Annotated in this window: 18 protein-coding genes and 2 pseudogenes; 5 read left to right on the top strand and 15 right to left on the bottom strand. The window is 71.8% G+C overall.

From position 1 onward, the window contains the following. Nucleotides 1-7 precede the first annotated feature (7 nt). A complete protein-coding gene (locus AB0G84_RS12340) occupies nucleotides 8-1,198 on the top strand; it encodes an SLC13 family permease (protein ID WP_361318901.1) in 1,191 nt (396 codons plus the stop codon). Nucleotides 1,199-1,415: 217 nt separating this feature from the next. Here the strand turns inward: AB0G84_RS12340 and AB0G84_RS12335 are convergent, their stop codons facing one another. The 5 genes from AB0G84_RS12335 to AB0G84_RS12315 all read right to left on the bottom strand — a co-directional run bounded on the left by AB0G84_RS12335 (nucleotide 1,416) and on the right by AB0G84_RS12315 (nucleotide 7,878). Then, on the bottom strand, nucleotides 1,416-2,357 hold the full coding sequence (locus AB0G84_RS12335) for an inositol monophosphatase (protein ID WP_361318899.1): 942 nt from the start codon (nucleotides 2,355-2,357) through the stop codon (nucleotides 1,416-1,418). After that, a complete protein-coding gene (locus tag AB0G84_RS12330) occupies nucleotides 2,338-3,027 on the bottom strand; it encodes a hypothetical protein (protein WP_361318897.1) in 690 nt (229 codons plus the stop codon). The genes AB0G84_RS12335 and AB0G84_RS12330 overlap by 20 nt, the downstream gene beginning before the upstream one ends. Nucleotides 3,028-3,214: 187 nt before the next feature. Beyond that, the gene (locus AB0G84_RS12325; RefSeq protein ID WP_361318895.1) at nucleotides 3,215-4,204 is read right to left on the bottom strand and encodes a hypothetical protein; all 990 of its coding nucleotides are present in this window, start codon (nucleotides 4,202-4,204) and stop codon (nucleotides 3,215-3,217) included. Between the two features lie 218 nt (nucleotides 4,205-4,422). Then, nucleotides 4,423-6,132: an FAD-dependent monooxygenase gene (locus tag AB0G84_RS12320; RefSeq protein WP_361318893.1), complete on the bottom strand. Its 1,710-nt coding sequence runs from the start codon at nucleotides 6,130-6,132 to the stop codon at nucleotides 4,423-4,425. 300 nt (nucleotides 6,133-6,432) lie between these two features. Next, the gene (locus AB0G84_RS12315) at nucleotides 6,433-7,878 is read right to left on the bottom strand and encodes an MFS transporter (RefSeq protein WP_361318891.1); all 1,446 of its coding nucleotides are present in this window, start codon (nucleotides 7,876-7,878) and stop codon (nucleotides 6,433-6,435) included. A gap of 178 nt (nucleotides 7,879-8,056) precedes the next feature. Between AB0G84_RS12315 and AB0G84_RS12310 the strand changes: the two genes are divergently transcribed. Then, nucleotides 8,057-8,908, top strand: a complete 852-nt coding sequence (locus AB0G84_RS12310; RefSeq protein ID WP_361318889.1) for a helix-turn-helix transcriptional regulator — start codon at nucleotides 8,057-8,059, stop codon at nucleotides 8,906-8,908. Nucleotides 8,909-9,122: 214 nt separating this feature from the next. Here the strand turns inward: AB0G84_RS12310 and AB0G84_RS12305 are convergent, their stop codons facing one another. The 3 genes and pseudogenes from AB0G84_RS12305 to AB0G84_RS12295 all read right to left on the bottom strand — a co-directional run. Next, nucleotides 9,123-9,857: a hypothetical protein gene (locus AB0G84_RS12305; RefSeq protein WP_361319273.1), complete on the bottom strand. Its 735-nt coding sequence runs from the start codon at nucleotides 9,855-9,857 to the stop codon at nucleotides 9,123-9,125. A gap of 63 nt (nucleotides 9,858-9,920) precedes the next feature. Beyond that, a pseudogene (locus AB0G84_RS12300) lies at nucleotides 9,921-10,130 on the bottom strand (methyltransferase, FxLD system); the annotation flags it as partial. A 124-nt stretch (nucleotides 10,131-10,254) separates the two neighbouring features. Continuing rightward, nucleotides 10,255-11,526: pseudogene (locus tag AB0G84_RS12295) on the bottom strand (NUDIX domain-containing protein); the annotation flags it as partial. A gap of 220 nt (nucleotides 11,527-11,746) precedes the next feature. Between AB0G84_RS12295 and AB0G84_RS12290 the strand changes: the two are divergent. After that, nucleotides 11,747-12,973, top strand: a complete 1,227-nt coding sequence (locus AB0G84_RS12290; protein WP_361318887.1) for a cytochrome P450 — start codon at nucleotides 11,747-11,749, stop codon at nucleotides 12,971-12,973. A 57-nt stretch (nucleotides 12,974-13,030) separates the two neighbouring features. On the opposite strand, the gene AB0G84_RS12285 is transcribed toward AB0G84_RS12290, so the two are convergent. Beyond that, entirely contained in the window at nucleotides 13,031-16,186 is a 3,156-nt protein-coding gene (locus tag AB0G84_RS12285) for a BTAD domain-containing putative transcriptional regulator (RefSeq protein WP_361318885.1), read from the bottom strand. A gap of 176 nt (nucleotides 16,187-16,362) precedes the next feature. Here AB0G84_RS12285 and AB0G84_RS12280 point away from each other — a divergent pair, with 176 nt between their 5' ends. Then, nucleotides 16,363-16,773, top strand: coding sequence for a hypothetical protein (locus AB0G84_RS12280; protein ID WP_361318883.1), 411 nt, complete (start codon nucleotides 16,363-16,365; stop codon nucleotides 16,771-16,773). 91 nt (nucleotides 16,774-16,864) lie between these two features. Here AB0G84_RS12280 and AB0G84_RS12275 read toward each other — a convergent pair whose 3' ends face one another. Continuing rightward, the gene (locus AB0G84_RS12275) at nucleotides 16,865-17,065 is read right to left on the bottom strand and encodes a hypothetical protein (protein WP_361318881.1); all 201 of its coding nucleotides are present in this window, start codon (nucleotides 17,063-17,065) and stop codon (nucleotides 16,865-16,867) included. 161 nt (nucleotides 17,066-17,226) lie between these two features. Between AB0G84_RS12275 and AB0G84_RS12270 the strand changes: the two genes are divergently transcribed. Beyond that, nucleotides 17,227-17,625, top strand: a complete 399-nt coding sequence (locus AB0G84_RS12270) for a hypothetical protein (RefSeq protein WP_361318879.1) — start codon at nucleotides 17,227-17,229, stop codon at nucleotides 17,623-17,625. A 108-nt stretch (nucleotides 17,626-17,733) separates the two neighbouring features. On the opposite strand, the gene AB0G84_RS12265 is transcribed toward AB0G84_RS12270, so the two are convergent. The 5 genes from AB0G84_RS12265 to AB0G84_RS12245 form a co-directional block, all read right to left on the bottom strand. Then, nucleotides 17,734-18,765 (bottom strand): diacylglycerol kinase family protein, encoded by a 1,032-nt coding sequence (locus AB0G84_RS12265; RefSeq protein ID WP_361318877.1) that lies wholly within the window; start codon nucleotides 18,763-18,765, stop codon nucleotides 17,734-17,736. Between the two features lie 163 nt (nucleotides 18,766-18,928). Beyond that, nucleotides 18,929-19,975, bottom strand: coding sequence for an NAD(P)-dependent alcohol dehydrogenase (locus tag AB0G84_RS12260; protein WP_361318875.1), 1,047 nt, complete (start codon nucleotides 19,973-19,975; stop codon nucleotides 18,929-18,931). 23 nt (nucleotides 19,976-19,998) lie between these two features. Beyond that, the gene (locus AB0G84_RS12255) at nucleotides 19,999-21,258 is read right to left on the bottom strand and encodes a cytochrome P450 (RefSeq protein ID WP_361318873.1); all 1,260 of its coding nucleotides are present in this window, start codon (nucleotides 21,256-21,258) and stop codon (nucleotides 19,999-20,001) included. A 60-nt stretch (nucleotides 21,259-21,318) separates the two neighbouring features. Further along, the gene (locus AB0G84_RS12250) at nucleotides 21,319-22,722 is read right to left on the bottom strand and encodes an FAD-dependent oxidoreductase (RefSeq protein WP_361318871.1); all 1,404 of its coding nucleotides are present in this window, start codon (nucleotides 22,720-22,722) and stop codon (nucleotides 21,319-21,321) included. Next, on the bottom strand, nucleotides 22,719-22,937 hold the full coding sequence (locus AB0G84_RS12245) for a ferredoxin (protein WP_361318869.1): 219 nt from the start codon (nucleotides 22,935-22,937) through the stop codon (nucleotides 22,719-22,721). The genes AB0G84_RS12250 and AB0G84_RS12245 overlap by 4 nt, the downstream gene beginning before the upstream one ends. Nucleotides 22,938-23,335: the final 398 nt, after the last annotated feature.

The raw sequence follows: 23,335 nt of genomic DNA, 5'->3' as shown, positions 1-23,335 counted from the left end.
TTTGCGTGTGCGTGCCATACGACGCCTGCATCCGCTGGACTGGTTGGCCGGGGGGCTCCTCGCCTGCGGTCTGCTGTTCCTGGCGACGGGCCTGCTCCCCGCGGAATCCGCCGGCCATGCCATGGTCCGGATCGGTCCGCTCCTCGCCTTCCTGGGCACGGTCATCGTGCTCGCCGAACTCACCAGCGAGGCGGAGGTCTTCGACGTCGTCGCGTCGGGCGTGGCCCGTGCCGGGCGGGGCGGCTACGGACGGCTGTTCGTGCTGTGCGTGGCGTTCGCCTCGATCACCACGATCACCCTGAATCTGGACACCACGGCGGTGCTGCTGACCCCGGTGATGCTGGCCCTCGCCACCCGGGTGGGGATCGCCCCGGTACCGCTGGCGATGACGACGGTGTGGCTCGCCAACACCGCCAGTCTGCTGCTGCCGGTGTCCAACCTGACGAATCTGCTCGCCGCCAACCGGGTGGCGCTGCGCCCCACGGAGATGGCCGCCACGATGTGGGCGCCCCAACTCGCGGCCATCGTCGTGACGATGGGCTGCCTGTGGCTGTTCTTCTGGCGCCGGGGACGGCGCGGGGCGGACACCTACCGGCCGCCGGAAGCGCACCGCCCGGGGGACCCCGTGCTGTTCCGGGTGTGCGCGGTCGCCTGTGCGGGGTTCCTGGTGGCCATCCTGGTCGCCGATGTGCCGCTGTGGGCGGCGTCCGCCGCCGCGGCGGCGGTCGCGGTGGCCGCCTTCGCGGTCCGGCGCCGGTCCAGCCTGCGACCGTCGCTGGTGCCGTGGCGGCTGCTCGTCATGGTGCCGGGGATGTTCCTGGTGGTGGAGACGGTCAACGTCAACGGGCTGCACGAGCTGCTGACCTCGGCAGTGGGCACGGACGGGGGAGTGCCGGGCATGTTCCGCGCCTCGGCGGTCGGCGCCGGCCTGTCGAACGTCCTCAACAACCTGCCCGTCTATCTGGCGGGGGAGTCGGCCGTTCCGCTCGCCAACCACTCCCAGCTGTTGGCGCTGCTCATCGGCACCAACGTGGGCCCGGTGGTGACCCCGTGGGCGTCACTGGCCACGCTGCTGTGGTTCGAGCGCTGCCATGCGCAGGGCGTACGGGTGCCGCTGCGGAGCTTCATGGCGACCGGCGCGGTTCTCGCGGTGGGCGCCCTACTGGCGGCCACGGCCGCGCTCGCGGCGACGGGGTGAGGACGGCGCGAGCGCGCGCGGAACGGGGGAACGGCCGCTGATCAGACGAACGGCCACTGGCCGGGCGACGGCCGCTGGTCAGGCGAACGGCGCTGACCGGGGGACTGGTCGGGCGAACGGCCGCTGACCGGAAGGCGGTTCGTTCGTCCACGCGGGGTCCCACGTGCCGTGGGGCGGTGGCGGGCATCCGGCACCCCCGTAGGAGCGACGCCCGCGCTCAGTGGGCCTGGCGCACGAGAGCGAGGGCCCGACTCCGGCGGACGAGATCCAGCAGCCGCGGCATGTCCTGCGGCCGCCCCGCGACGAAGCTGCGGTCGGTGTCGGGCCCGGCCAGCGAGCCCTGGAACGCGCCGCCGTCCAGCGCCCGGATCTCCAGCCCCGCCTCCACCGCGAGCAGCGCACCGGCGGGGAAGTCGATGGCCTCGGCCCGGTAGCCGACGAACCCGTCGATGTCGCCGCGGGCGAGCATGGACCAGGTCAGCAGCGGCGCCCACAGCTGCAACAGACGGCGGGAGCCCGTCTCCAGGGCCGACTTCAGGGCGCGGGCGGCCGGGTCGTCGCGAGCGACGCCGTGCCCCTGGGTCCAGGCGAGCAGCGGCCCGGAGGCGGCGAGCGGGCCGGCGGGGCCCGTCATCCGTCCCTGTGGGCCGTACGCCCCGCAGTCGGCCAGCGCCGACCAGGTCTGGTCCATGACCGGGTCGTGGACGACGCCGACCATGGGTTCGTCGTCCACACAGAGGGCGGCGCCGACGACGTAGGCGGGCAGGCCGATGACGACGTTGTTGCTCCCGTCGAGCGGATCGACCAGCCAGGTCCTGCGCGGCCCCGGCGCGGGTGCGCAGTGCGCCTCCAGCGCTCCGGCCTCCTCGGACAGGATCCGGTCGTGCGGGAAGCGTTCGCGGATGCGCCGCACGACGAGCCGCTCGGCCAGCAGATCGAGGTCGGTGACCACATCGCCGCGGTCGCCCTTGGGCTGGATGCCGTACTCGCCCTGGAAGCGGGAGCGCACCAGCGCACCGGCCTCGCGCGCGGTGGCGACGGCCAACCGGTGCTCGGCCGCGAACCGCGCGGTGGCGAACGCCTCCGGCGCGCACGGCCCCGGCACGCCGGATTCCGGGGCCTCCTGCGGGCCGGCCGGGTCACTCGGGGTGCTGACCATGGATCCTCCTGAGCGCGGACCGCGCTGTCCGGGCGGTCTGCGCGGCGTCACATGTCTGTCGTACCACCCGGTGCCGGGCGCCGTGCAGCGGTCCTAGGGACAGATCGGTGTGCGCGGGGAGCGAACGGCCGAGGACCAGGGTGGCCGCGGTGCTCCCGGTCGGGACGTCGGTGCGGTGGAAGGCGCCTGCCGGCAGCCGGTAGGTCTGCCCGCGGCCACTGGTCTGCGCGGCGCCGGGCTCGCAGCGGACCAGCTGCGAAGTCGGCCGGATATCGTCGGTGCCGGACGGGCTGCTGTGCACTTGGAAGACGCGGTGGGTGGGCTGCTCGTGGTCGGGACGCACACGGACGCGCAGATTCCCGACCTCGCCGTGGAGCACGAAGCTGGTCAGCTCCCAGCTGTGGCAGTGCATGGGCGAGGTGACGAGTGCGGCGGGGTCCGCGGCGCCGGGCTCGAAGATGTGCACACAGATGCCCCGGTCCCCGTCGCGCAGCACCGGCAGGCAGAAGAAGCCGAGCGGGTGGCGCACCGCGCGCAGCGCACGCCGCCCGGAGGCGATCTCCTCGAGTCCGGCGGTGGCCGTGGCAAAGAGCGTCTCGGTCCCGCCGTCCCGTCCGACGGCCCGTTCGAGCAGGCCGTAGTCCAGAGGATCCGGCCTCAGGCGGCTCACCTGACCTCCCACGGGGTGCTCCGTTTCCCGGACCGCGGCCCCAATTCCTGACGTAACGTCACATCAGGTACCCGGGTGGTACGTCGGACCACGCCCGCCGCAGCGGTGGCGGGAGCAGCACTGGACAAGGTGTACAAGGGTCCTCCTTCCTCCACGATCGGCGAGCGGCCGGCAAGGGCGGCAGAGGTCAGTTCCGGTACGGGTCCTCCGCGTGCAGGGCCTTCTCGATGATCTCGCCGACGTCTCGGTCGCTGACGGTGGTGGGGAGCGCGAGGTCCAGGGCCTCGAAGAGCTGGCGCACCTCGTCCACGGTGGGCTCGTCGCTCAGCGGCACCGCGCGGTGCAGGTCGAGCGCAGCCGCCTGCTCCCGGGCCTGGTGCAGCTCGGTGAGGTAGTAGTCGTAGAGCGGACGCCCCCGCTCCACAAGGAGGTTGACCCGCCGCAGGTCGTCCTGGGTGATGATCAGGCACGAGTCGGTCAGGTCGAACCGGAGGGTGGGGACCACCGAGGACAGATGGATGTCGATCTCCAGCACGTCCAGCCGCTGCTTGTGCCAGCAGGCCGCCAGGACGGTGGCGTACGACTCCTTGCGGGTGCGCTCCGCGCTCCACATCCGCCGCTGCGCCGTGTCCGCCTGCCCGCCGTCGAAGGTCCGCCGGAAGCGGGCGTAGGCCTCGCAGGCCTGGGTGTCCGCGGGGTTGACGATGTCGATCTTCATGGTGAGCGAGCGTCGTTGCGCCTGCGCCTTGCGGACGCACTCGGGGAGCGTGACGGCTCGTAGATAGGTCCCGGTGCCGCCCTTGAACACCCAGCGGTCGGTGTTCTGACGGGCCTCGTCCAGCGCCCGCCGTACCTCCGTCCCGGACAACGACCGCACCATGGCGAGGTCTTCCAGCGCCTGCTGCGTCCCGGCCGTCGCCTCCCGGATGTCGGCGACCCGGCGCCGCCGCTCGGTGAGCGACCCGAAGACCAGCGCGGCGAGCACCAGCAGGGTGGCGCCGGAGGTGACGTTGTCCGAGACGGCGTCGCTGAAGATGTCCAACAGGCCGACGACCGTGGCGCCGGAGATGGCGACGACCCCGTCGAGATGCCTGAAGGTCCAGGCGACCGCCACCTCGATCCGATTGCCCGACGCCGGTCCGGATACCTGTCCAGTAGGTCCGTTTGTGCGCGCCACGTGGCCCAACTCCTCCCCCGGGTACCGCCATCGTAGGAGGTGGAGCCCGCGCCCCGCCACCAATTGTGATCAACGGGGAGCGGCTCTGCGCCACGGCCGGACACGGCCGGACACGGTGGGGCATGCTCGGGGAGCCGGAGCCGGAGCCGGAGCCGGAGACCGGCCCGCGGCCTGTCCACAGCGCGGGAACGGCGGCCGCGGTCGCTGCTCCGTATTGCTCAGGCCGGCGCGGAGAGGGCCGTGAGGTAGTCGGACAGGGCCGCCGCGGTGTCCGTGAGCGGGAAGCGGGCCCCGACGTACCCGTCGGGGCGGACCAGGAAGCTGGTCGAGCCGTCGGGGCGGTAGAGCCGGGCGAACTCCCCGGCGGCGTCGCGGTATCCGGGGACGCCCAGGGTGTCGGGGGCGGCCGGTGCGGCGCCCCGGGCGAGGACGGCGACGGCCTGCAGGCCGGTCTCCGGGGCCGGGCGCTCGACGGCGCCCGGACTCCCGTCGGCCATCAGCGGTGCGCCGGTGGCCCTGGCGGCTTCGGCGGCTTCGGCGGCCTTGGCCAGGTCGGCAGGGTCGGCCACGTACAGAAGCAGCACGTGCCCCGTGCGGCCGCGCAGGACGTCGAGCAGGCGCAACGGGTAGGTGGCGACGGGGACGGTCAGTCCGGTGCAGTCCGGTGCCCGGTCACCGGGCTGGGGCGCGTCGGCCGGACCGGAGGGCCTGCCGACGAGCGGGCCGCCCCGGTAGCCGACGAGCAGTTGGGCCTCGCGGAGCATCAGGGTCCGCGGGGCGTCGGGGTCGGCTTCGATGCCGTGGACGGCGTGCCGGACGGTCCGGCCGACGACCTCCTCGCCGACCGGGCGCCGCTCGGCGTCGTAGCTGGTGAGCAGGGCGGGCCCGGCCTCCCCGCGGACGACGAGGGCGAGCTTCCAGGCCAGGTTGCAGGCGTCCTGGATGCCGGTGTTCATGCCCTGGGCGCCGGTGGGCGGGTGGATGTGGGCGGCGTCGCCCGCGACGAACACCCGGCCTTCGGCGTAGCGGTCGACAATCCGGTGGCTGATGCGGAAGACGGAGGACCAGCGCATCCGAGAGAGGACGGCCAGCTTGGGGGAGAGGCGGTCCACAACGGCCTGGATGTCGGCCAGTTCCGGGGTGCGGCTTCCCTCCAGGCCGTGCGCGACGCCGTCGCCCGGAGCGGGCTGATCACCCGTCACCTGTGGGGAGAGCGCGGGCGGGACCAGCATCGACATGCGGTACCGGCCGGCCCCGGGCAGCGGGATGCAGACCAGCAGGTCGTCGGTGGAACCGTCGTCGGCGAGATGCAGGGACCGTACGCCGTATCCGTGCGGCAGATTCCAGTCGGCCTCGACGTCGGCCAGCATGTACTCCTCCGCGAAGGCCCCACCCTCGAAACGGAGCCTCAGCCCCTTGCGGACGGTGCTGTGCGCTCCGTCGCAGCCGATCAGATAGCGGGCGCGGACCTCCTCCTCGGTGTCGGAGGCGGTGCGCAGCCGGGCGGTGACCCCGTCCCGGTCCTGGGCGAACGACAGCAGCTCGGTGCCGCGTTCGACGACCGTCCCCAGGCCGGCGACGTACGCCTCGAGCAGGCGCTCGGTCTCGTACTGCGGCAGCGCGGCGAATCCGTACGGCACCTCGGGCGGCAGCGTGAGGTCGATCCGGGCCCGCTCCCGGCCGTTGACGTAGATCAGCTGGCCGCGCAGCGGAACTGCGGCTTCCAGAACGGTGCGGGCCAGGCCCATCCGGTCCCAGATCTCCAGTGTGCGCGGCTGGATGCCGACCGCTTTGGCGTACGGCAGGCGGGCCGGCAGACGGTCGACGAGGCGGCAGCGCACCCCGTGGCGACGGAGTTCGGCGGCCGCGCTGAGCCCGACCGGGCCGGCGCCCACGATCAGTACGTCGGTGGTGTGGGTGTGCGCCACGAGTGCCTCCCGGTGCCTGGCCCGTACCGGTCCGTACTCCATGGTCCCCCGGCGGTGCGCGGGCGGCGAGCCGGCCACCGCGGCCCGCGTTCCGGCCCGGCCGACGCCCCGGAGGTGAGCACAGCTCCGTAGACGGAGATCACCTCCGGGCCGACCGACCGACCCCAGCGACCTCCGCACGAAGCCGAACCGGATCACCGCGCGCCCTGCGCGCCCACTGACAGGAAGGTCGGGGTCGGCCCGCACCCCCAAACCTGGGCCGCAGGCCCCGGCACGGCGCCGGCCACTTCAGGACCCGTGTCAGGGGCGCGGTGCGGCTCGACCGGTGGCCGGCGGCCGATGCGCGGGAAGCGGAGCGTCGGCGGGCGGTGCGGTGCGGCGGGCGGTGACCAGGGCGAGGAGGACGATGACTGCGCCGCAGGCGGTGACGGTCCAGTACGCGGGGCGCACCGCCTGCGCGAAGCCAGATCCGGAGTGCAGCCCGGCGGTGAGGAGAGCGCCGAGCACGGCGACGCCCAGCGCCTGGCCGAACTGACGGCCGGTGGAGACGATCGCCGCGGCGACCCCCGCCTGCTCCGTGGGCATACCGGCCATGGCGGCGTTGGTGAGGGGCGTGTTGGCCAGTCCCACGCCGATGCCGATCAGGACGTACGCGGCGAAGAGCGACGCGCCGCTCGTGCCGATCTCGCCGGCGGCGAGCAGCGCACCGCCCGCGGCGGTGGACGCCCCGGCCAGCAGCAGGGGCAGCCGGGCGCCGCGGGTGGCGGTCAGCCGCCCGGAGAGCGGTGCGGTGAGGATGTTCGTCGCGGCCATGGGCAGCAGGTGGAGCCCCGCAGCCAGGGCCGACAGTCCGCGCTCGTTCTGCAGGTAGAGCGTGTTGAGGAAGAGGAAGCCGCCGAGCACGAAGAACGAGCACACCGCCATGACGCAGGCTCCGCTGAACCCGGCGCTGCCGAAGACCCGCAGGTCCACCAGGGGTTCGGAGCGCCGGCTCTCGTAGCGGAGCAGGGCCAGCAGCGCGGCCGGGGCGGCCAGCGCGCAGCCGAGGGTGCTCGGGGCGGTCCAGCCGGTGCCGGGAGCCTCGATGATGGCGTACGTCAGGCAGCCCAGCAGTGCGATGACCAGGAGCTGCCCGACGGGGTCCAGCCGGCGGGGCCGGGGCGCGCGGGACTCGGGTACGCAGCGCGCGGCGCAGACGAAAGCGGCCAGCCCGATCGGCAGATTGAGCCAGAAGATCGACCGCCAACCGACGGCCTGGACGAGCGCCCCGCCCACGATCGGGCCCATCGCCATCGCGACGCCCAGCACCGCACCCCACACACCGATCGCCCGGGCGCGCTCGCGCGGTGCGGAGAAGGTGTTGGTGATGATCGACATGGCCACCGGGTTCAGCATCGAGGCGCCGACGGCCTGGACGATGCGGAAGGCGATGAGCCACCCCGGTCCGGGGGCCAGGCCGCACAGCAGCGATCCGAGGCTGAACAGGGCCAGTCCGGTGCGGAAGACCCGGCGGCGGCCCAGCCGGTCTCCAGCGGAGCCGGCGAGCATCAGCAGCGCGGCCAGCACGATGAGGTAGGCGTCGATGGTCCACTGCAGGCCGGAGAGCGAACTGTGCAGATCGCGCTGCATCGCGGGCAGCGCCACATTGAGCACCGTGTTGTTGAGGTTCCCGAGGAATACGCTGGTGCAACAGACCGCCAGGACGAGACGGCGCCTGGGGCGGGTGAGTTCAGCCTGAGCGGACACAGCAGAGCCCACCGTCCTCTCTCCGTGGGCCTTCGCCCCCGTTCCGTGCCACGACCGCCAAGCGCGGAGCGCTGCGGTGCGCTCAGCCTGCCCGCGGAACGCCGTGGCGGGGAGGCCCGGCGAACGGGGGCCCTGCCAGAGCCCCCCTTGCCCGCGCCGTTCCCTGCACACTGCATAGGTGGACGATGCACAGGTACGGAACAGGACGGAGCTGGGGAACTTTCTGCGGAGCCGGCGAGACCGCCTGGCGCCGCACGAGGCCGGTCTGCCCCCGGCGGCGGGTCGCCGGCGCACCGCCGGGCTGCGGCGGGAGGAGGTGGCGATCCTCGCCGGCGTCAGCCCCGAGTACTACCGGCGTCTTGAGCAGGGCAAGCAGCAACGGCCCGGCCCCGCGGTCCTGGAAGCGATTGCGCGGGTGCTCAGACTGACCGACGACGAGCGCCGCCACCTCGCGGAGTTGAGCAGCGGTCGGGCATCGGTGCCGTCCGCCGGGACGCGGTGGAGCAGGGCGTCCCGTACCGTGCGGGACGAGGTCCGCCGCATGCTGGACCTCACTCACCCCCATCCGGCCTGTGTGCTGAGCCGGTCCAGCGACGTACTGGCCGCCAACCCGGCTGCGTCACGGCTCTTCCCAGGCATCGAGGAGTGGCCCGAGGAACAGCGCAACACGGCGCGTTACGCCTTCGTGCACCCCACCGCCCGGAAGCTGTACGTGCATTGGGACGATGTGGCCCATGGCATCGTCGCCCACTTGCGCGCCGCGGCCGTGGTGTACCCGGGCGCGCCGGACATCCGCGAGCTCGTCGAGGAACTCACCGACCGCTGCGACGAGTTCGCCGCCCTGTGGCAGCGCCACGACGTCCGGGCGCGCACCAATGGGCGCAAGGTGTACCAGCATCCGACGGCGGGCCGGATGACGCTGACGTACGAAGCCTTCGACGTGGCCCGCAGCGACGGCCAGCGGCTGGTCGTCTACCAGGCTCCGCCGGGCACCGCCGATCACGAGGCGCTGCTGCGTCTGTCGGTCTAGCCCGCCGGACCACCGCCTCTCTGCCGCCCGTCCGTCGCTGCCCCAGCAGCGACGCGAGCGCGCCCCCTACCGGTCGCGCGCCAGACGTCTCGGCCAGGGTGCTTCTTCGAGCTGCCCCCATGGTGCGGCGGGCGCTGTTCCGACGGTGCCGCGGCGGAGCGCCGGGGTGTCCCGATGCGCGGAGCGTCCGTAACGGGGGTGGTGCGTACGGTAACTACTGGCAGGTCGCCGAGGAGCGGGCCTCAACAGCCGGGACGACCTCCCGTACCCCTCCACCACTCCGCCGGGAACCGGTCCTTGAGAGGGCCGCCGCTTCGGTCGGGGTCCGTAGGGCCGGGGGTTGGTCCGGCCACTGGAAGACCAGGCGGGAGCAGGCCTTGTCCAGGAGGTGCCCGTGGGGGAGGGCATGGTCGGGAGTGCCCGCGGGATGGACGGTCATCCGCGGGTAGCCGGCCCCGCGGACGTACCGGTCCCAGGCCTGGACACAGGCGGCCATCCGTTCCGCCAGCGCCGGCCCCGCCGGGCCGAAGGCGTGGACGACGAACTCCGAGCGGCGCTGCCGGGGGGTCTGTCCGTCCCGGATCAGAACGTGGGTGAGGTAGGCCAGCGAACCGTCCTCGACCGTGGCGGCGTCCGCGCCGCGCGGCACGGCGGCCGTACTGGTGTCCCGGGAGCGGTTGTGGGCCAGACGGCAGAACGCCGGCAGAGTGGTGGCCGCATAGAGCTGGAGGGTCTCGAAGGACTCGCTCCCCGCGACGGTAACGCCGGTGGGCACCTCGTGCCGTGCGCCGCGCAACGCCTCCTCCAGACCCGCGGCGTCCGCGGACGTGCCGTCCTCGTGGCGCAGCTGGAGTTCGCCCCCGGCCAGGTCGGTGGTCGGGGTGGTGCGGGCGGTCGCGCTACGGTCGCGGACGAACCCACAGCACGTCCAGTCCCGCGCGTGCAGCACGTCTCCGTGCCGCTGGAGCGCGAGGGCGCGGGTGTAGCCATGCACCGCCAGCGGCAACACCAGGTACCGGCCCTCGGCCAACTGCTCCCGCCAAGCCGGGGCAACGTCCCAGCAGTTGTGGGTGATCATGCTGCCGTCGAACCCACCGGGCGGGACATGGTGGGGCGCGCCCTGGTTGCCGTCGCCGAGCAGCACCGTCACCCGTCCGCTGCCGGCCTCGGCGGTGAAGCGCTGGGTGCGGTGGACGACGTACGGATCGAGGTCCACGGTCACCACCCGCCCGGCCGGGGCGACGACGCGGGCGATCAACTCGGCGTTGTAGCCGCCGGAGCCGGCCCTCGAACACCGTCATCCCCGGTTCCAGCCGCAGCTTCTCGACCATGTCGGCCTGTAGCCAGGGCGCCGACACCGAACTGACCGCCCTCCCGGTCTCGTCGCGGCGGGTGACGACCGCAAGGCCGTCGTCATAGGCGGTCCGCAACGGGCTCTCTGGGGCGAACCGGTGCCGCGGCACGGTCCTCAGCGCGTCCTGGAGCGCGGTGGAGTGCGCCCAGCCGCCCGCGACGACGCGCTCGGCCATCTCCTGCCGCAGGCGGACCGCTTCGACCGGCTCACCGCCGACCGCCCGAGGCACGGTCGCGTGCGGGTAGCAGTGCACCGGCGGCAGCCCGGGCAGGACACCGGGCCACACCGCTTCCAAGGCGTGTGCGGAGGGCGCGAATACGGCTCCGAGTCCGGCCAGGGCGTGCAGGTCGTGCCACTCCCACCGCCGGAACCGGTGCGGCTCGGGCAGGCCGAGCGTTCCGCCCCACGCGGCCACGCGGACCACCGCGGACAGGCGCCGCACCTCCGCCCGGTCGTCGTGGAGGATCGTCAGCAGGTACGTGTCGTCGGTCGAGGCCGTCAGGCCGGTCTCCTCGGCGAGTTCCCGCACCGCTGCCACCGGAAAGGACTCGCCGGTCTCGACGCGTCCGCCCGGCAGCTCCCACATGCCGGTCGTCGACCGGCCGAGCAGTACGCGACCGGAGCCGTCGGTGACCACCGCGCACACCCCGACCACCGACTGCGGCTCCGGCCGGCCCTTCTCCGCCACGCGGTAGGCACCGGCCGGGCCGCGCAGCACGAGGACCGCCAGGCCCTCCGCGTCGAACCGCGCCACCTGCGACCACCCCTCGGCCAGCAGGCTCAGCTCCTCCTCGTCCAGCGCGATGTGCCGCCGCTCCTCCGGAGCGCTCGCCACCACCGGCGTGATCACCACCAGCGCACCGCCCGCCCGCAGCCGCACACCGAGGCTGTGCAGAACCCGGGCCCGGTCGTGCAGGAACGGGACCACCAGGCGCAGCGTGATCAGGTCGTAGCCGTCCTCGTCCAGCGCTGCCGGATCATCGTGCTCGATGTCCAGGCACAGCCACCGCACCCGCTCGGTGCCCGCCCGTTCCGCTCGGGCGCGGGCCAGGGCGCCCTCGGCGAAGTCGACCGCATCGACGGTGTAGCCGAGTTCGGTGAGGGCGACGGCGAGTTCGCCGGTTCCACAGCCCAGATCCAGAGCCCGCCCGCCGTCCGGCGCGGGCGCGTGCCGGGCGATCAGATCCCGTTCGGTGCCGCTCAGCGGCCGGAATCCGCGACCGTCGTCGTAGTGCTGGGACCATGCGGTGCGGTCGTATGCCACGGTTCGCTCCTCGTCAGTGGTGTGTACGGCGGTTCACCGGCAGGGGACGGCACGGCCGGGCGGCAGGGGCGGGCGGCAGGGGCGGTGGCCAAGTCCGACCCGTGGAACACCCCTGGACGGCGGCCGTGTTTCCGGCACCGTCGGTGTCAGAGCCGTGACAGTCGTATGTCAGGCCCGTCGGAAATCGTGGCCACAACAACGGTCACGAAAGGCACTCCGAATGAGCCACATTGTTCCCGTCCCACAGGGCCTCCCCATGGAGCGTGATGCGGGTCCCTTCGACCCACCCCGCGACATCACCCGGCTGCGCGAGGCCCGCCCCGTAAGCCCCATGCTCTTCCCCGACGGGCACGAGGGCTGGCTCGTCACCGGCTACGAGGCGGTCCGCCAGCTCATGGCCGACACCCGGTTCAGCTCCCGCCAGGACCTGGGCGTTCTCCACCTGCCGTACGAGACCCCCAACATGCCCGCCCCCACCGAACCGTCCCCGCAGGTGCCGGGCTTGTTCGTCGCCATGGACCCGCCGGACCACACCCGGCTGCGGCGCATGCTCACCGGCGCCTTCACCGTACGACGCATGAAGCAGCTCGAAGAGCACATCGCCGACATCGTCGAGCGGCAACTGGACGAGATGGCGCGCCTCACCCCACCGGTCGATCTCGTCAAGGAGTTCGCGCTGCCGGTGCCGTCCCTGGTGATCTGCGAACTGCTCGGCGTCCCCTACGAGGACCGGGAGAACTTCCAGGTCAACTCCGCCAAGTTCCTGGTCAAGGACCAGTCGCTCGACGAGAAGATGGCCGCGTACGGCGCCATGACCACGTACCTGGCCGAACTGGGCACGCGCAAACGCGCCGAGCCCGGCGAGGACATCCTGTCCGACCTGGCCCGCCGTGACGACCTCACCATCGAGGAGCTGACCGGCATCGCCTTCCTGCTGCTCTTCGCGGGCCATGAGACCACCGCCAACATGCTGGGACTGGGCACCTTCGCGCTCCTGGAGCACCCCGAGCAGCTGACCGAACTGCGCGCCGACCCGGATCTGCTGCCCGGTGCCGTCGAGGAACTCATGCGCTACCTGTCCGTTGCCGACGTCTTCTTCCGCTACGCGACGGAGGACATCGAACTCGGCGGTGAAACAATCGGCAAGGGATCGACCGTCGTTGTCTCGTTGCTGGCCGCCAACCGCGACCCCCAGCGCTTCGACAACCCCGACGCCCTGGACATCCGTCGCAATGCCCGCGGTCACCTGTCCTTCGGCCATGGCGTCCACCAATGCCTCGGCCAGCAACTGGCCCGCATCGAGATGCGCGCCGGTTTCGACGGACTGCTGCGCCGCTTCCCGACCCTCAGGCTCGCCGTCCCCGCCAGCGAGGTGAGGCTCAGGACCGACATGAACATCTACGGCGTCCACGAACTGCCGGTCACCTGGACGGAAACGGCCCGGTAGGGCGGTCGGCCGAGCGTGTCGGGCACCCCCTCTCCGGGACGTGTGGACGGTCCGCGTTCAGGACGCGAGCGTGGCCTCGACCAGCTGAGACCAGTTGGTCCGCGCCCCCTCCCGCGTGGCCTCGAGGAACCGGGCGTCGCCGAGGTGGCGGCGCGCGGTCTGCTCGATCCGGGCCGCGTCCGGGTGGCAGCGGTCCGGCAGTCCGCGCACATCCGCGCTCGCCGCGAGCAGCCGCGCCGCCTGCTCGTGCTCGTCGCGCCGCAGTGCCAGGTCCGCGACCCCCACGAGCACCTGCGCGGTCAGGGGCGCGTACCCCGCCTCGGACGCCGCCGCGCAGGCCGCCGCGCGGTGCGCCCGGGCCTCGTCGAGGTCGTCGGCGAGGTAGCCGAGCAGGTCGTGCCTCACCGCGCGGATGTTCGCCTGCTCCGCTTCGTCGCCCAGTACGGCCGTCACGACGCCGAGTTGCTGGTACGCCTCCTCGGCCCTGCCGCCCCACCGGGCGAGTTCCGCCCTCGCGAGGGCCAGTTCGGCCAGCGCGTCCGGCCAGGTGACCCGCTCCGCGCACCGCTGCGCCTCGGCGAGGGCGGCCGCGCTGGCGTCCTCGTCGCCCAGCAACCAGTACAGCTGCGCCTGCCGCGACCGCATCCGGATGACGTCCTCGGTGGCACCGACCTCGGTGACGACCGCGATCGCCTGCTCGTAGTGCTCGCACGCGCGGGCGAACTCGCCGCGTACGGCGATCCGGTCCGCCAGCTCGGTCAGGGCGAACGAGATCCCGAACCGCTCGCCGAGCGCCCGGAACTCGGCGAGCGCCCCCTCCAGGTACGCGTCCGCGTCCCGTCCCTCCTGGCCGAGCACGATCCGCATCTTGCCCAGTTGCAGCCTGGCCAGCGCGCGCACCCAGGGGTCCTCGTTGTCGAGCAGCGGCTCGAACGCGGGAAGGAACGCGTCGGGCGCCCGCAGCAGGCGTTCCAGCGCGGCGACGAGCCCCAGCAGCGGGGAGCGGCACCGGCTGCGCAGGCTGAACCGCTGCGCCTCGCGGATCCACTCCTCCGCCTGGCGCTCGTCGCCCCGCCCGGAGCTCACGAACAGCACGACCAGCGCGTACACCACGGCCCGGACCTCGTCGGTCACCTCGCCGGGCGTTCTGGTGGCCGCGGTGATCAGCTCCATGCCCTCGGTCCGGTGCCCGCCGAGCCACCAGTACCAGCCGGCGCCGGCCGCGAGCCGCATCGCCGCCTGCGCCTCGCCCGCCGCGAGCGCGCCCCGCATCGCCGCACCGATGTTGTCGTGCTCGGCCCCGAGCGTGGCCAGCCACTCCAGCTGCTCGGCGCGGCGCAGGTGCGGCTCAGCGGTCTCGGTGAGCTCGGTGAAGTAGGCGAGGTGCGCATGGCGCGCCCGGTCCGATTCCCCCGCCTCCGCGAGCCGGTGCCCGGCGTACTCCTTGATCGTGCCCAGCATGCGGTAGCGCGGGGCACGGTCGCCCTCGGCGAGCAGCAGCGACTTCTCGGTGAGCGCGGTGAGCAGCTCGAGCACCTGCTCCGGCTCGACCGCGTCGCCCGCGCAGACCCGTTCGGCCGCTTCCAGACCCGCCCCGCCGGAGAACACCGAGAGCCTGCGCAGGACCATCCGCTCGGCCTCGGTGAGCAGCTCCCAGCTCCAGTCGACCACCGCGCGCAGCGTCTTGTGCCGCGGCAGCGCGGTGCGGCTGCCGCTGGTCAGCAGGCGGAACCGGTCGTCGAGCCGGTTGGCCAGCTGGCCGATGGACATCGTCCGCAACCGGGCCGCGGCCAGCTCGATGGCCAGCGGCATCCCGTCCAGCGCCCGGCAGACGCGCACCATCGTCGCCAGCGCGCGGGTGTCGACCGCGAGGTCTCGGCGCACCGCCCGGGCCCGGTCCCGCAGCAGCCGGACGGCGGGTGAGGACTCGATCTCGCCCCGGCCCGCGTCCCCCTCCGGCAGGGCCAGCGGCTCAACCGGCCACAGCGCCTCCCCGGTGATGCCGAGCGGTTCCCGGCTCGTTGCCAGGATCCGCAGCCGCCGGCACTCCCCGAGCACCCGGTGGGCGAACACCGCCGCCGACTCGATCACGTGCTCGCAGTTGTCCAGGATCAGCAGCGCCTCCCGCTCGCGGATCGCGGCGATGAGCCGGTCCGTCAGCTCCACCTCGGGGGCCCCGCCGAGCGGGGCGTCCCGGAGGCCGAGCCCGGCGAGTGCCGACTGGGCCACGTCGCCGTCCGCGCCGATGGCGGCGAGCTCCACCAGCCAGGCCCCGTCCGCCAGGTCGCCGAGCAGCGTGCGCGCGGTCTCCGTGGCCAACCTGGTCTTCCCCGAGCCGCCCGGCCCGATGACGGTGGTGAGCCGGTGCTCGGCCATGAGCGCGCGGACCGCCGTGACATCGGCGTCCCTGCCGACGAAGCTGGTCAGCTCGGCACGCAGGTTGGTCTTGCGGGTCGCTTCCCTTTGCCGCAGGCCCTGCCCCAGCTCGCCCCGCAGCAGCGCGACGTGCAACGCGGCCAGCTCCGGCGAGGGGTCGACGCCCAGCGCGTCGGCCAGGGCGTCCCTCGCACGCTGGTACACCAGCAGCGCCTCGCTGTCGCGACCGGCCGCGACGAGGGCGCGCATCAGCGCGGCGACGAGCCGTTCCCGCAGCGGGTGCGCGGCCACCAGGTCGGTCAGCTCCGTGACCAACTCCGCGCCGCGCCCCAGGGTGACCTCCGCATCGACCCGCTCCTCCGTGGCGGTCAGGCGCAACCCCTCGAGCCGGACGACCGCGCCGTCGAACGCGGCACTGTCCTGCAGACCGCCGTCCTGCAGGGCCGCACCGCGCCACAGCTCCAGGGCCTCGCGCAGCAGCCGCACCCGCCGGGCGGCGTCCTCGGTGCGGGTCTGGCCGGCGATGACGAGGCGTTCGAACCGCACGGCATCGACGGCGTCGGGTTCCACCCTCAACCGGTAGCCGTCGGTCTGCCCCTCGACCACGCCGTCCGGCAGTGCCTTCCGCAGCCGGGAAACCAAGCGCTGCAGGGCGTTCGTCGCCTCGGCGGGCGGGTTCTCCCCCCAGATCCAGTCGACGAGCGACGCCTTCGGGACCACGTGACCCGGCTTGAGCGCGAGGGCGATCAGCAGTCCGCGCAACCGCGCACCCGGCACGTCGGCCACGCCGCCGTCGTCCGTGCGAACCTCTAATGGCCCCAGTATCCCGATCTGCACCCGCTGATTTTGCCACGGGCGTTCGACAGGCACCTCCGGATCAATGGCGTCTCACCGACCGACAGTTGAGCACCGCACGGGAAGCCGTACGGGAAGCCGTACGGGGCGGCAGGACTGGCAGCCGCCCCGTACGTTGCGGCGTCAGGTGACGCTAAGCCGGCTACTTCGCCCGGAACGTGCGGACCGTCGAGGTCCTTGTCGACCGCGACGCCGTCGCTTCTGGGGCGGCGGCCACTGGCGAGCCCTGGCAGTACTACGACCTGGGCCACGGCTGGTGCACCTACTCCTTCTTCGAACAATGCCAGCACCGGATGGCCTGCGCCCGCTGCGACTTCTACACCCCCAAGGGCTCCAGCAAGGCCCAACTCTTCGAAGCTAAGGAGAACTTGAAGCACATGTTCGTCTCCATCCCGCTGACCGAGGACGAACGCGCCGCGGTCGACGACGGCCACACCGCCATCGATGCGCCCCTCGCCCGGCTCACCGACATCCCCACACCCGCTGGCCCCACACCACGGGAGCTCGGCCACCCCGCCACCGTCACCATGCTGCCCATCGTGGAGGTCCGCCAAGGCAAACAGCGTTGAACAGCGCCAAAGACTTCAGTGCCCGAGCGCCTGACCTGCGCACTGAACGCTTCGAGCGCAGCTCCGGGCGCGGTTCAGCGCACGGAAGCGTTCAGTAACGGCAGGGCGGGTGGGGGTGATCCGGAACGAGAAGCCCTGCCATCGCTACTTCGTGCATATCGTTCGTGGGATTGCCGCAGTGCTGTTCGGCGAGGTTCACCAGGCACTGGCCCGTCTCGTTCCGTGCCTGTTCGCCCGCCTGGTCCTGCTCGGTGGTGTCCTCGTCGGGCCTGACGTCGGCGGACGTGACCACGACGTCGGACCATTCCCTGAACAGCGGCTCGTCCTCGCGCGGGACGCCGAGCAGTCGGCAGATGGCCGTGACGGGCAGCAGATAGGCGAAGTCGCCGACGATGTCGATCCATCCTGCTGCTCGCCCTGTGGATCGGCTACAGCTGGCTGCTGCGCGCCACTATGGAGACGGCCGCGGCGGCCTCCGCCCAGGACATGCCGACTCGAGACTGGCATGTGGCTTTCGGGATCGCCAGCGCTCTGGCTGGCGTCGTGCTGATCGTCTCGCCGTTCGCCTCGATTGCGGCACTCACCCTGGTGGTGGGCCCCATGGCCATAGTCCTGGGCCTGACCGAGGTGGTGATCGCCCTCATGATGCGCGTCGAATTGGGCTGTCTTGCTCCGGCCCCCGCCGCCCCTTGTTCCACCGTCGCACCCCCAGCACTGACCGCCGGAGCCGTATCGGCCGGCGAACAGCGAATAGCCGCCCGCCCGGACGGGCAGACGCCTCCGCGGCCGGTGCCGACGCCGCACGGCCGCGGAGGACCGCGGAGCGAACGCGCTGCGACCGTGGAGCAATGATCGCTCTGGCGTCCGCCGCCCGCTCGGCACCATTCCCAGATCACTGCCGTCCACCACGAGCGCGACGTGGTGACCGGGGGGTCTGCGCTGTGCCCGGTTCGGCTTCGGTCAGCCGGTATGACGGCCGTGAACCGTTCGCCCGACAGCCGAGGCCACCCGTCGGATGGTGCCCCAGCCCTGCGGCCGCCGTGCGGGCGCGGCGCCCGGCCGGTGGCGGGGAACCCGTACCCGTAGCGTCCCGGGAATGATCCGGCACCGCACGGGAGTCGGCAGGGTGACGGCTTCGCCGTCCAGCCCGACGGGGACGAACGGGACGCCGGCATCGACGATAACCTCTTCAGAGGTGGCCAGATTGGTCAGGCCGTGCGTCCTCCCGCCTCGCAGCCGGGCGGCCGTCTCGGCGGGCGTCTCCGCCCTGGCGGCCAGTACCCCCAGGAGCCCGGAGTCCAGTTGCGCACGCCTGCCAAGCCCGGCCGGGTCATCGGCCCGGTAGGGGTTGTTGCTCACCAGCACGGCATCAGGCCGGTCCACCGTGAGCAGCCCGGCGCGTACCACCAGCTCCGGGCCCTGGTGGCGGGCGAGGAATTCCGGGAGGATCCGCACCGTCGTGCCGATCTTGTCCTCCCGATAGGCCGGGTCCTGCACCAGGGCGGCGTAGGCACCGAACGACACGTTGTTGACGAACACCCGCTCGCCTGCGAACCCGAGGTCCACGCGCAGTTCGACGCCGTCCGTGAGGGCCTCCAGTGCGGCCGAAGGGTCGTCACGGTCCAGGCCGAGGTCCATCGCGAAGTGGTTGCGGGTACCGGCCGGAATGACCACGAAGGGAAGACCGCTCTTCGCAGCCACGCCGGCGACAAGTGCCTGGGTGCCGTCTCCGGCGGCCACCCCCAGCAGATCCGCACCGTCATCCACCGCGCGTCGGGCGAGAGCCGTGAGGTCCTGGGGCCGGGAAGGATCGAGCAGGAGAACCTGAGCCCCCAACGCACGGGCCTTCTCGGCGATGCGGAACCGGCTCGCCTTCCCTCCTCCCGAGCGGGGATTCACGATCAGATACGGCCGCCGTGCAGCGGCCACCGGTCGGAACGCTTTCTCGGTCATGGCAAGCGCCGACCGGCCGCGTTCATCGGCCCGGTGCACGTCACCGTCACAGGCGCCGGCACAGCTGCCGGTACCAGGCCCGCTGCTGGCTGTGCCGTCCGCCACCGGCCCGGTCCAGCGATCGCATCGGCCACCGCCTCCATGACGTTTCCTCCGGCAGTTACGGCGTCCGGCACCAGCCCGGTCGCCTTGAGGACGGTACTCATGGGTGGGGGGTGATGACGGCGCGTCCTTGGATCTTGCCGTCGTGCAGGAGCTGGTATGCCTCGTTGGCCTGTTCCAAGGGGAAGTGCTCGAGAAGCATCTTGATCTTTTGCTGCTGGGCGAGGGTGATCACTTCCATCAGTTCGGGAAGGGAGCCCCAGTAGGGGGAGACGACCGAGCACTCGTGCGGCGGGTTCGAGAAGTTGACGGGCAGGGCTCCGCCGCCGAGACCGACGATGGTCAGGTGGCCAAGGACCCTGGCCACCTGAGCAGCCATGCGCAGAGTGGGGTCTATGCCGACCATGTCGAGCACGAGCTGAGCGCCCTGTTGCCCCGTCATGTCCTTGATGCGCGTGACCGCGTCCTCGCCCGAGAGCAGCACCTCGTCCGCGCCCATGCGCTTGGCGGTTTCCAGCTTGCCGACATCGGTGTCCACGGCGACAACGGTGGTCGCCGCGCTGAGCGCTCGCAGCACCTGGATGGCCATCTGACCCAGGCCGCCCACCCCGATCACCACCGCGGTCGAGCCCGGCCCCAGCAGGTGCACCGATCGCTTGACGGCGTGATAGCTGGTCAGCCCCGCGTCGCTGAGCGGGGCGGCCTGGCGGGGGTCGAGGGTGCCCAGCGGAACCAGGAAGCGCGCCGCCGGGACCAGCAGGTACTCAGCCATTCCGCCGTCGTGACCGCCTCCCAGGCCCCCGCCCTGACCACTGACCTTCTGGCAGTAATTCTCCCGGCCCTCCCGGCAGTTGGCGCACATCCCACAGCCCCAAGGACCGTAGACCATCACAGGGTCTCCGGGCGCGAACCCGGTGACACCCGGTCCCAGGCTCTCCACCCATCCCGCGTTCTCATGGCCGAGCGTGAAGGGCAGTTCCGTGGCGAACCCGGGTGGTGGTCCGGGTGCCTCCATGATGTGCAGATCTGAGTGGCACGCGCCGGCGCCCCCGACCTTCACCAGAATCTGCCCCGGGCCGGGCTCGGGCACCGGCACCTCGCGCAGCTCGGGCGGTTGCTGCCATCCGACCAGTTGAAAAGCCCGCATAGCGATCCCTTGCGCATGCCGAGTCAGTTGCGGATCCCGTCGATGTCGACCAGGACATGGCGCGGGCCGCGGAAGATCTGGTTGTGGCGGTACGGCGGTGGGTCCTCGACGAGCCGGGGGTTTTCCACCCGGCGGACGAACTCGCCGACCGCGACCTGGACCTCGAGCCGCGCGAGGGGAGCGCCGAAGCAGAAGTGGATGCCCTGGCTGAACCCGAGGTGCTGGTTGTCCCGGCGTTCGAGGTCAAGCTCGTCGGGGTGGGCGAACCGCTTCGGGTCGCGGTTCGCCGAGCCGTAGGCCAGGAAGATCGGGGCGCCCTTCGGGATGGTGGTGCCTGCGATGTCGATGTCTTCGACGGCGGAGCGGGTGTGCCAGAACTGGACCGACGACTCGAAGCGCAGCAACTCCTCGACCCCGGGCACGATCAGTTCGGGCCGGCGGCGCAGCTTCTGGAGCGCGTCGGGGTGCCGCAGCAGGGTGAGCACGCTGTGGGCGATGAGATTGACCGTGGTTTCGTGCCCGGCGAAGATCAGGAGCAAGGCATTGCTCACGAGCACGCCCTTGGACATCCCTGTCTCTGGGCCGTCCTCGTTCACCATCGCCGAGAGCATGCCCGGACCGGGCTGGCGGGCGTACCGGTCGAGCAGCTCGCCTGCGAACTGCCCGAACTCCTTCACGGCCTGGCGCCCCCCGGCCAGTCGGCTCTGGATCTCCTCGGAGGCTGCCTCGGGGCCGAAATCCAAAGCGTCCAGGGCTGTCTCGATCCAGCCGTGGAAGCGTGGCTCGTCTTCCAGTGGCACGCCCAGGACCTTGCAGATCACGGTCACCGGCAGGGGGTAGGCGAACTCGTCGACGGCATCGATCTGGGTCTTGCCCTGCATGTTGTCCAGGAGGTCGTCCACGATGCGGCGGATCTCGGGTTCCAGGTCGGAGATCAGGTGAGGGGAATGGGGCGGGCCGACGAAATGCGGCGTCATCATCCGGCGATCACGATCGTGCTCGGGTGGATCCTGGGTGATGATGTTCGGCTCCAAGATGACCGCCTCCGTGATCGGCTCGGCCTCTGCCGAGCCCTCGGTCGGGGCCGGGGCGGGGAGCTTCCTGACATCCGAACTGACCCGGGGGTCGTGCAGCAGCGCGACGATCTCTTGGTAGGTACTGACGACGTAGGTGCCGTCCGGCTGCCGCGCCACCGGTGTCCTGCGCAGTTCCTCATAGAACGGGTACGGATTGGCACGGTTGGCGTAGCGGAGGGCCTGCTGCCAGGGGGTTTCCTCGACCACGAGGCTCCCTCCTTCTTCCTGTCGATGCTGTCCGCTTGCACGCCCATCCGACAGGGCGCGTCAACGAGGGCGAGGGCGGAACTCGGCCGCCCGCTCGCTCGGGTCGTGGCCGGTCAGGACGACGTCGGGGATCGCCGTCGGGACGCCGGGTTGCGGGAACTCGGCCGGGATCGGCTTCATGTCGCCGGGCTGGTCCCAGCCCGGCGGTGGAGGCGGGAACGGACCGGATTGCTCGATCAGCTTCCCGTAGTACTCCAACCACTTGCCGTGATCGAAGGTGACGGCGGCGACGATGCGGCCCCGGCGACCGTAAGCGGCGGCGAAGTGGCGCTCCTTGACGGAACCTTGCGTGAAGACAATCTCGTCGCCGAACGGCGGCACGCCGACGGACTTGATGTTGAGGCCGAACTGACCGGACCAGAAGCCGGGCAGCAACAGATGCGGGCGATAGTGGGGCTCGAGGTTCACCATGTTGTGGGCCGCGGCCTCGGCGCCGAGAACGGCATTGTCCCAGTGCTCCATCGCGAGGAACTGGTACTCATACAGCACGTGGGGCGAGCGCGCCACGTCCCCTGCCACGTAGATGCTGTCGGTGACCACGCCGTTGATGTCGAAGGCGCGACCGCCGGCGTCACAACCGACGCCCCAGAAACCGGACGCCAGCCCGGCGCCCTCCAGCCATTCCACGTTACGGATCGACCCCAGCGACGCCACCACCACGTCGGCATCGACGGTGGTTCCGTCCGAGAGGTGAACGCGCCGCACGTGTCCGCCGGAGTCGCCCTCCAGTGACGACACGCCCAGCCCACAGCGCAGGTCCACGCCATGGTCGCGCTGCATCTCCGCAGCGATCTCACCGATCACCCCGCCGAGCGCGCCGACCAGCGGCGCCGAGCCCCGCTCGACGACAGTCACCGGGAGATCGAGTTCCCGGCAGACGGAGGCCACTTCCGAGCCGATGAACCCGGCGCCGATGACCATGACCCGCGACGGCTGCGCGGCCAGCGCCTTTTGCAGCTGTGCGGCATCATCACGCGAGCGCAGCGAGTAGACCCCGTCCAGGGCCGCCTCGTCCGGATTCGGCCACCCTCGCGCCCGGGTGCCCGTGGCGATCAGCAAGCGGTCGTACGGGATCTGCTCGCCGTCGGCCAGGCGCACCTGCTTGGCGGCCCGGTCCAACCCGGTGGCGGTCACCCCGAGCCGCCACTGCGCATCCACTTCTCGCAGGCGGGGCAGCTTGGTGTGGTCGGCCGGTACCCAGCCTTTGAGCACCTGCTTGGACAGCGGGGGACGGTCGTAGGGCTCGTACGGCTCGTCCCCGATGATGGTCAAAGACCCGGTGAAGCCCTCCTCACGCAGGGCTTCACCGGCCCGCAGTCCGGCCAGGGACGCACCGACGATGACGATCCGGCCGTTGGCTCTGAACTCGCGCACCAGCTCTGCGACCGTTGCCGACACGGTCATGACGTCGCGCTTCCCTTCGCGCCGTCCAAGCGGTCGATCACGATCGCCTGCACCGGACACGCCGCAGCGGCTCGCTCAACCTGCAGGCGCCGCTCGTCATCGGGATTCGGCTCGTAGGTGAGTGCCTCCTGGCCAGTCAATCTGAAGACCTCACGCGCCAAATACACGCATTGTGCGTACCCCTGGCAACGATTCAGGTCCACGGCGATTCGCATGGGCAGACTCCTTCCGATCTGCCGCCCAGCCGGACAGCCCACCCGTCGCCCCTGCCGACGCCACCGGCTGAGCACCCGCATGTTCGATCTTCTTCGCCACGGCGGTACTTTCGCTTGGCGCTTACTGCCGGTGAGTGTCACGGTCCGAAGGTCGCGATACACATCCGATGGCGTCGGCATCAAGCTTTGCCCGGCCGTTCCCTCCTAAAAAAAATCGTCACCCCGTCTTCCGACGACCGCAAATGCGCTGTTACGGAAAACGTCTCTCAGGGCAGCTGTAGTTCTTGATCACTGACCGGTTCGCGCAGGTCCGGGGGCTTCCGGAGCGCCTGCCCGCATGTCAGCGGCCACCGTGATCATGAACGTTCGTGGAGGCAATACGGCCCCGGAAGACCGAG

Origin of the sequence: Streptomyces sp. NPDC020742 (assembly GCF_040641675.1) — a bacterium.
In the GTDB taxonomy this organism is placed as follows: Bacteria; Actinomycetota; Actinomycetes; order Streptomycetales; family Streptomycetaceae; genus Streptomyces.
Note: the sequence above shows the minus strand (reverse complement) of the source record. Positions and strands in the feature narration are given on the sequence as shown.

Bases quoted from the DNA above. Each gene is read 5' to 3' on its own strand.
- AB0G84_RS12335 (WP_361318899.1), bottom strand. From the start codon at position 2,357: ATGGTCAGCACCCCGAGTGACCCGGCCGGCCCGCAGGAGGCCCCGGAA.
- AB0G84_RS12290 (WP_361318887.1), top strand. From the start codon at position 11,747: ATGAGCCACATTGTTCCCGTCCCACAGGGCCTCCCCATGGAGCGTGAT.
- AB0G84_RS12270 (WP_361318879.1), top strand. From the start codon at position 17,227: ATGGAGACGGCCGCGGCGGCCTCCGCCCAGGACATGCCGACTCGAGAC.
- AB0G84_RS12260 (WP_361318875.1), bottom strand. From the start codon at position 19,975: ATGCGGGCTTTTCAACTGGTCGGATGGCAGCAACCGCCCGAGCTGCGC.
- AB0G84_RS12250 (WP_361318871.1), bottom strand. From the start codon at position 22,722: ATGACCGTGTCGGCAACGGTCGCAGAGCTGGTGCGCGAGTTCAGAGCC.
- AB0G84_RS12245 (WP_361318869.1), bottom strand. From the start codon at position 22,937: ATGCGAATCGCCGTGGACCTGAATCGTTGCCAGGGGTACGCACAATGC.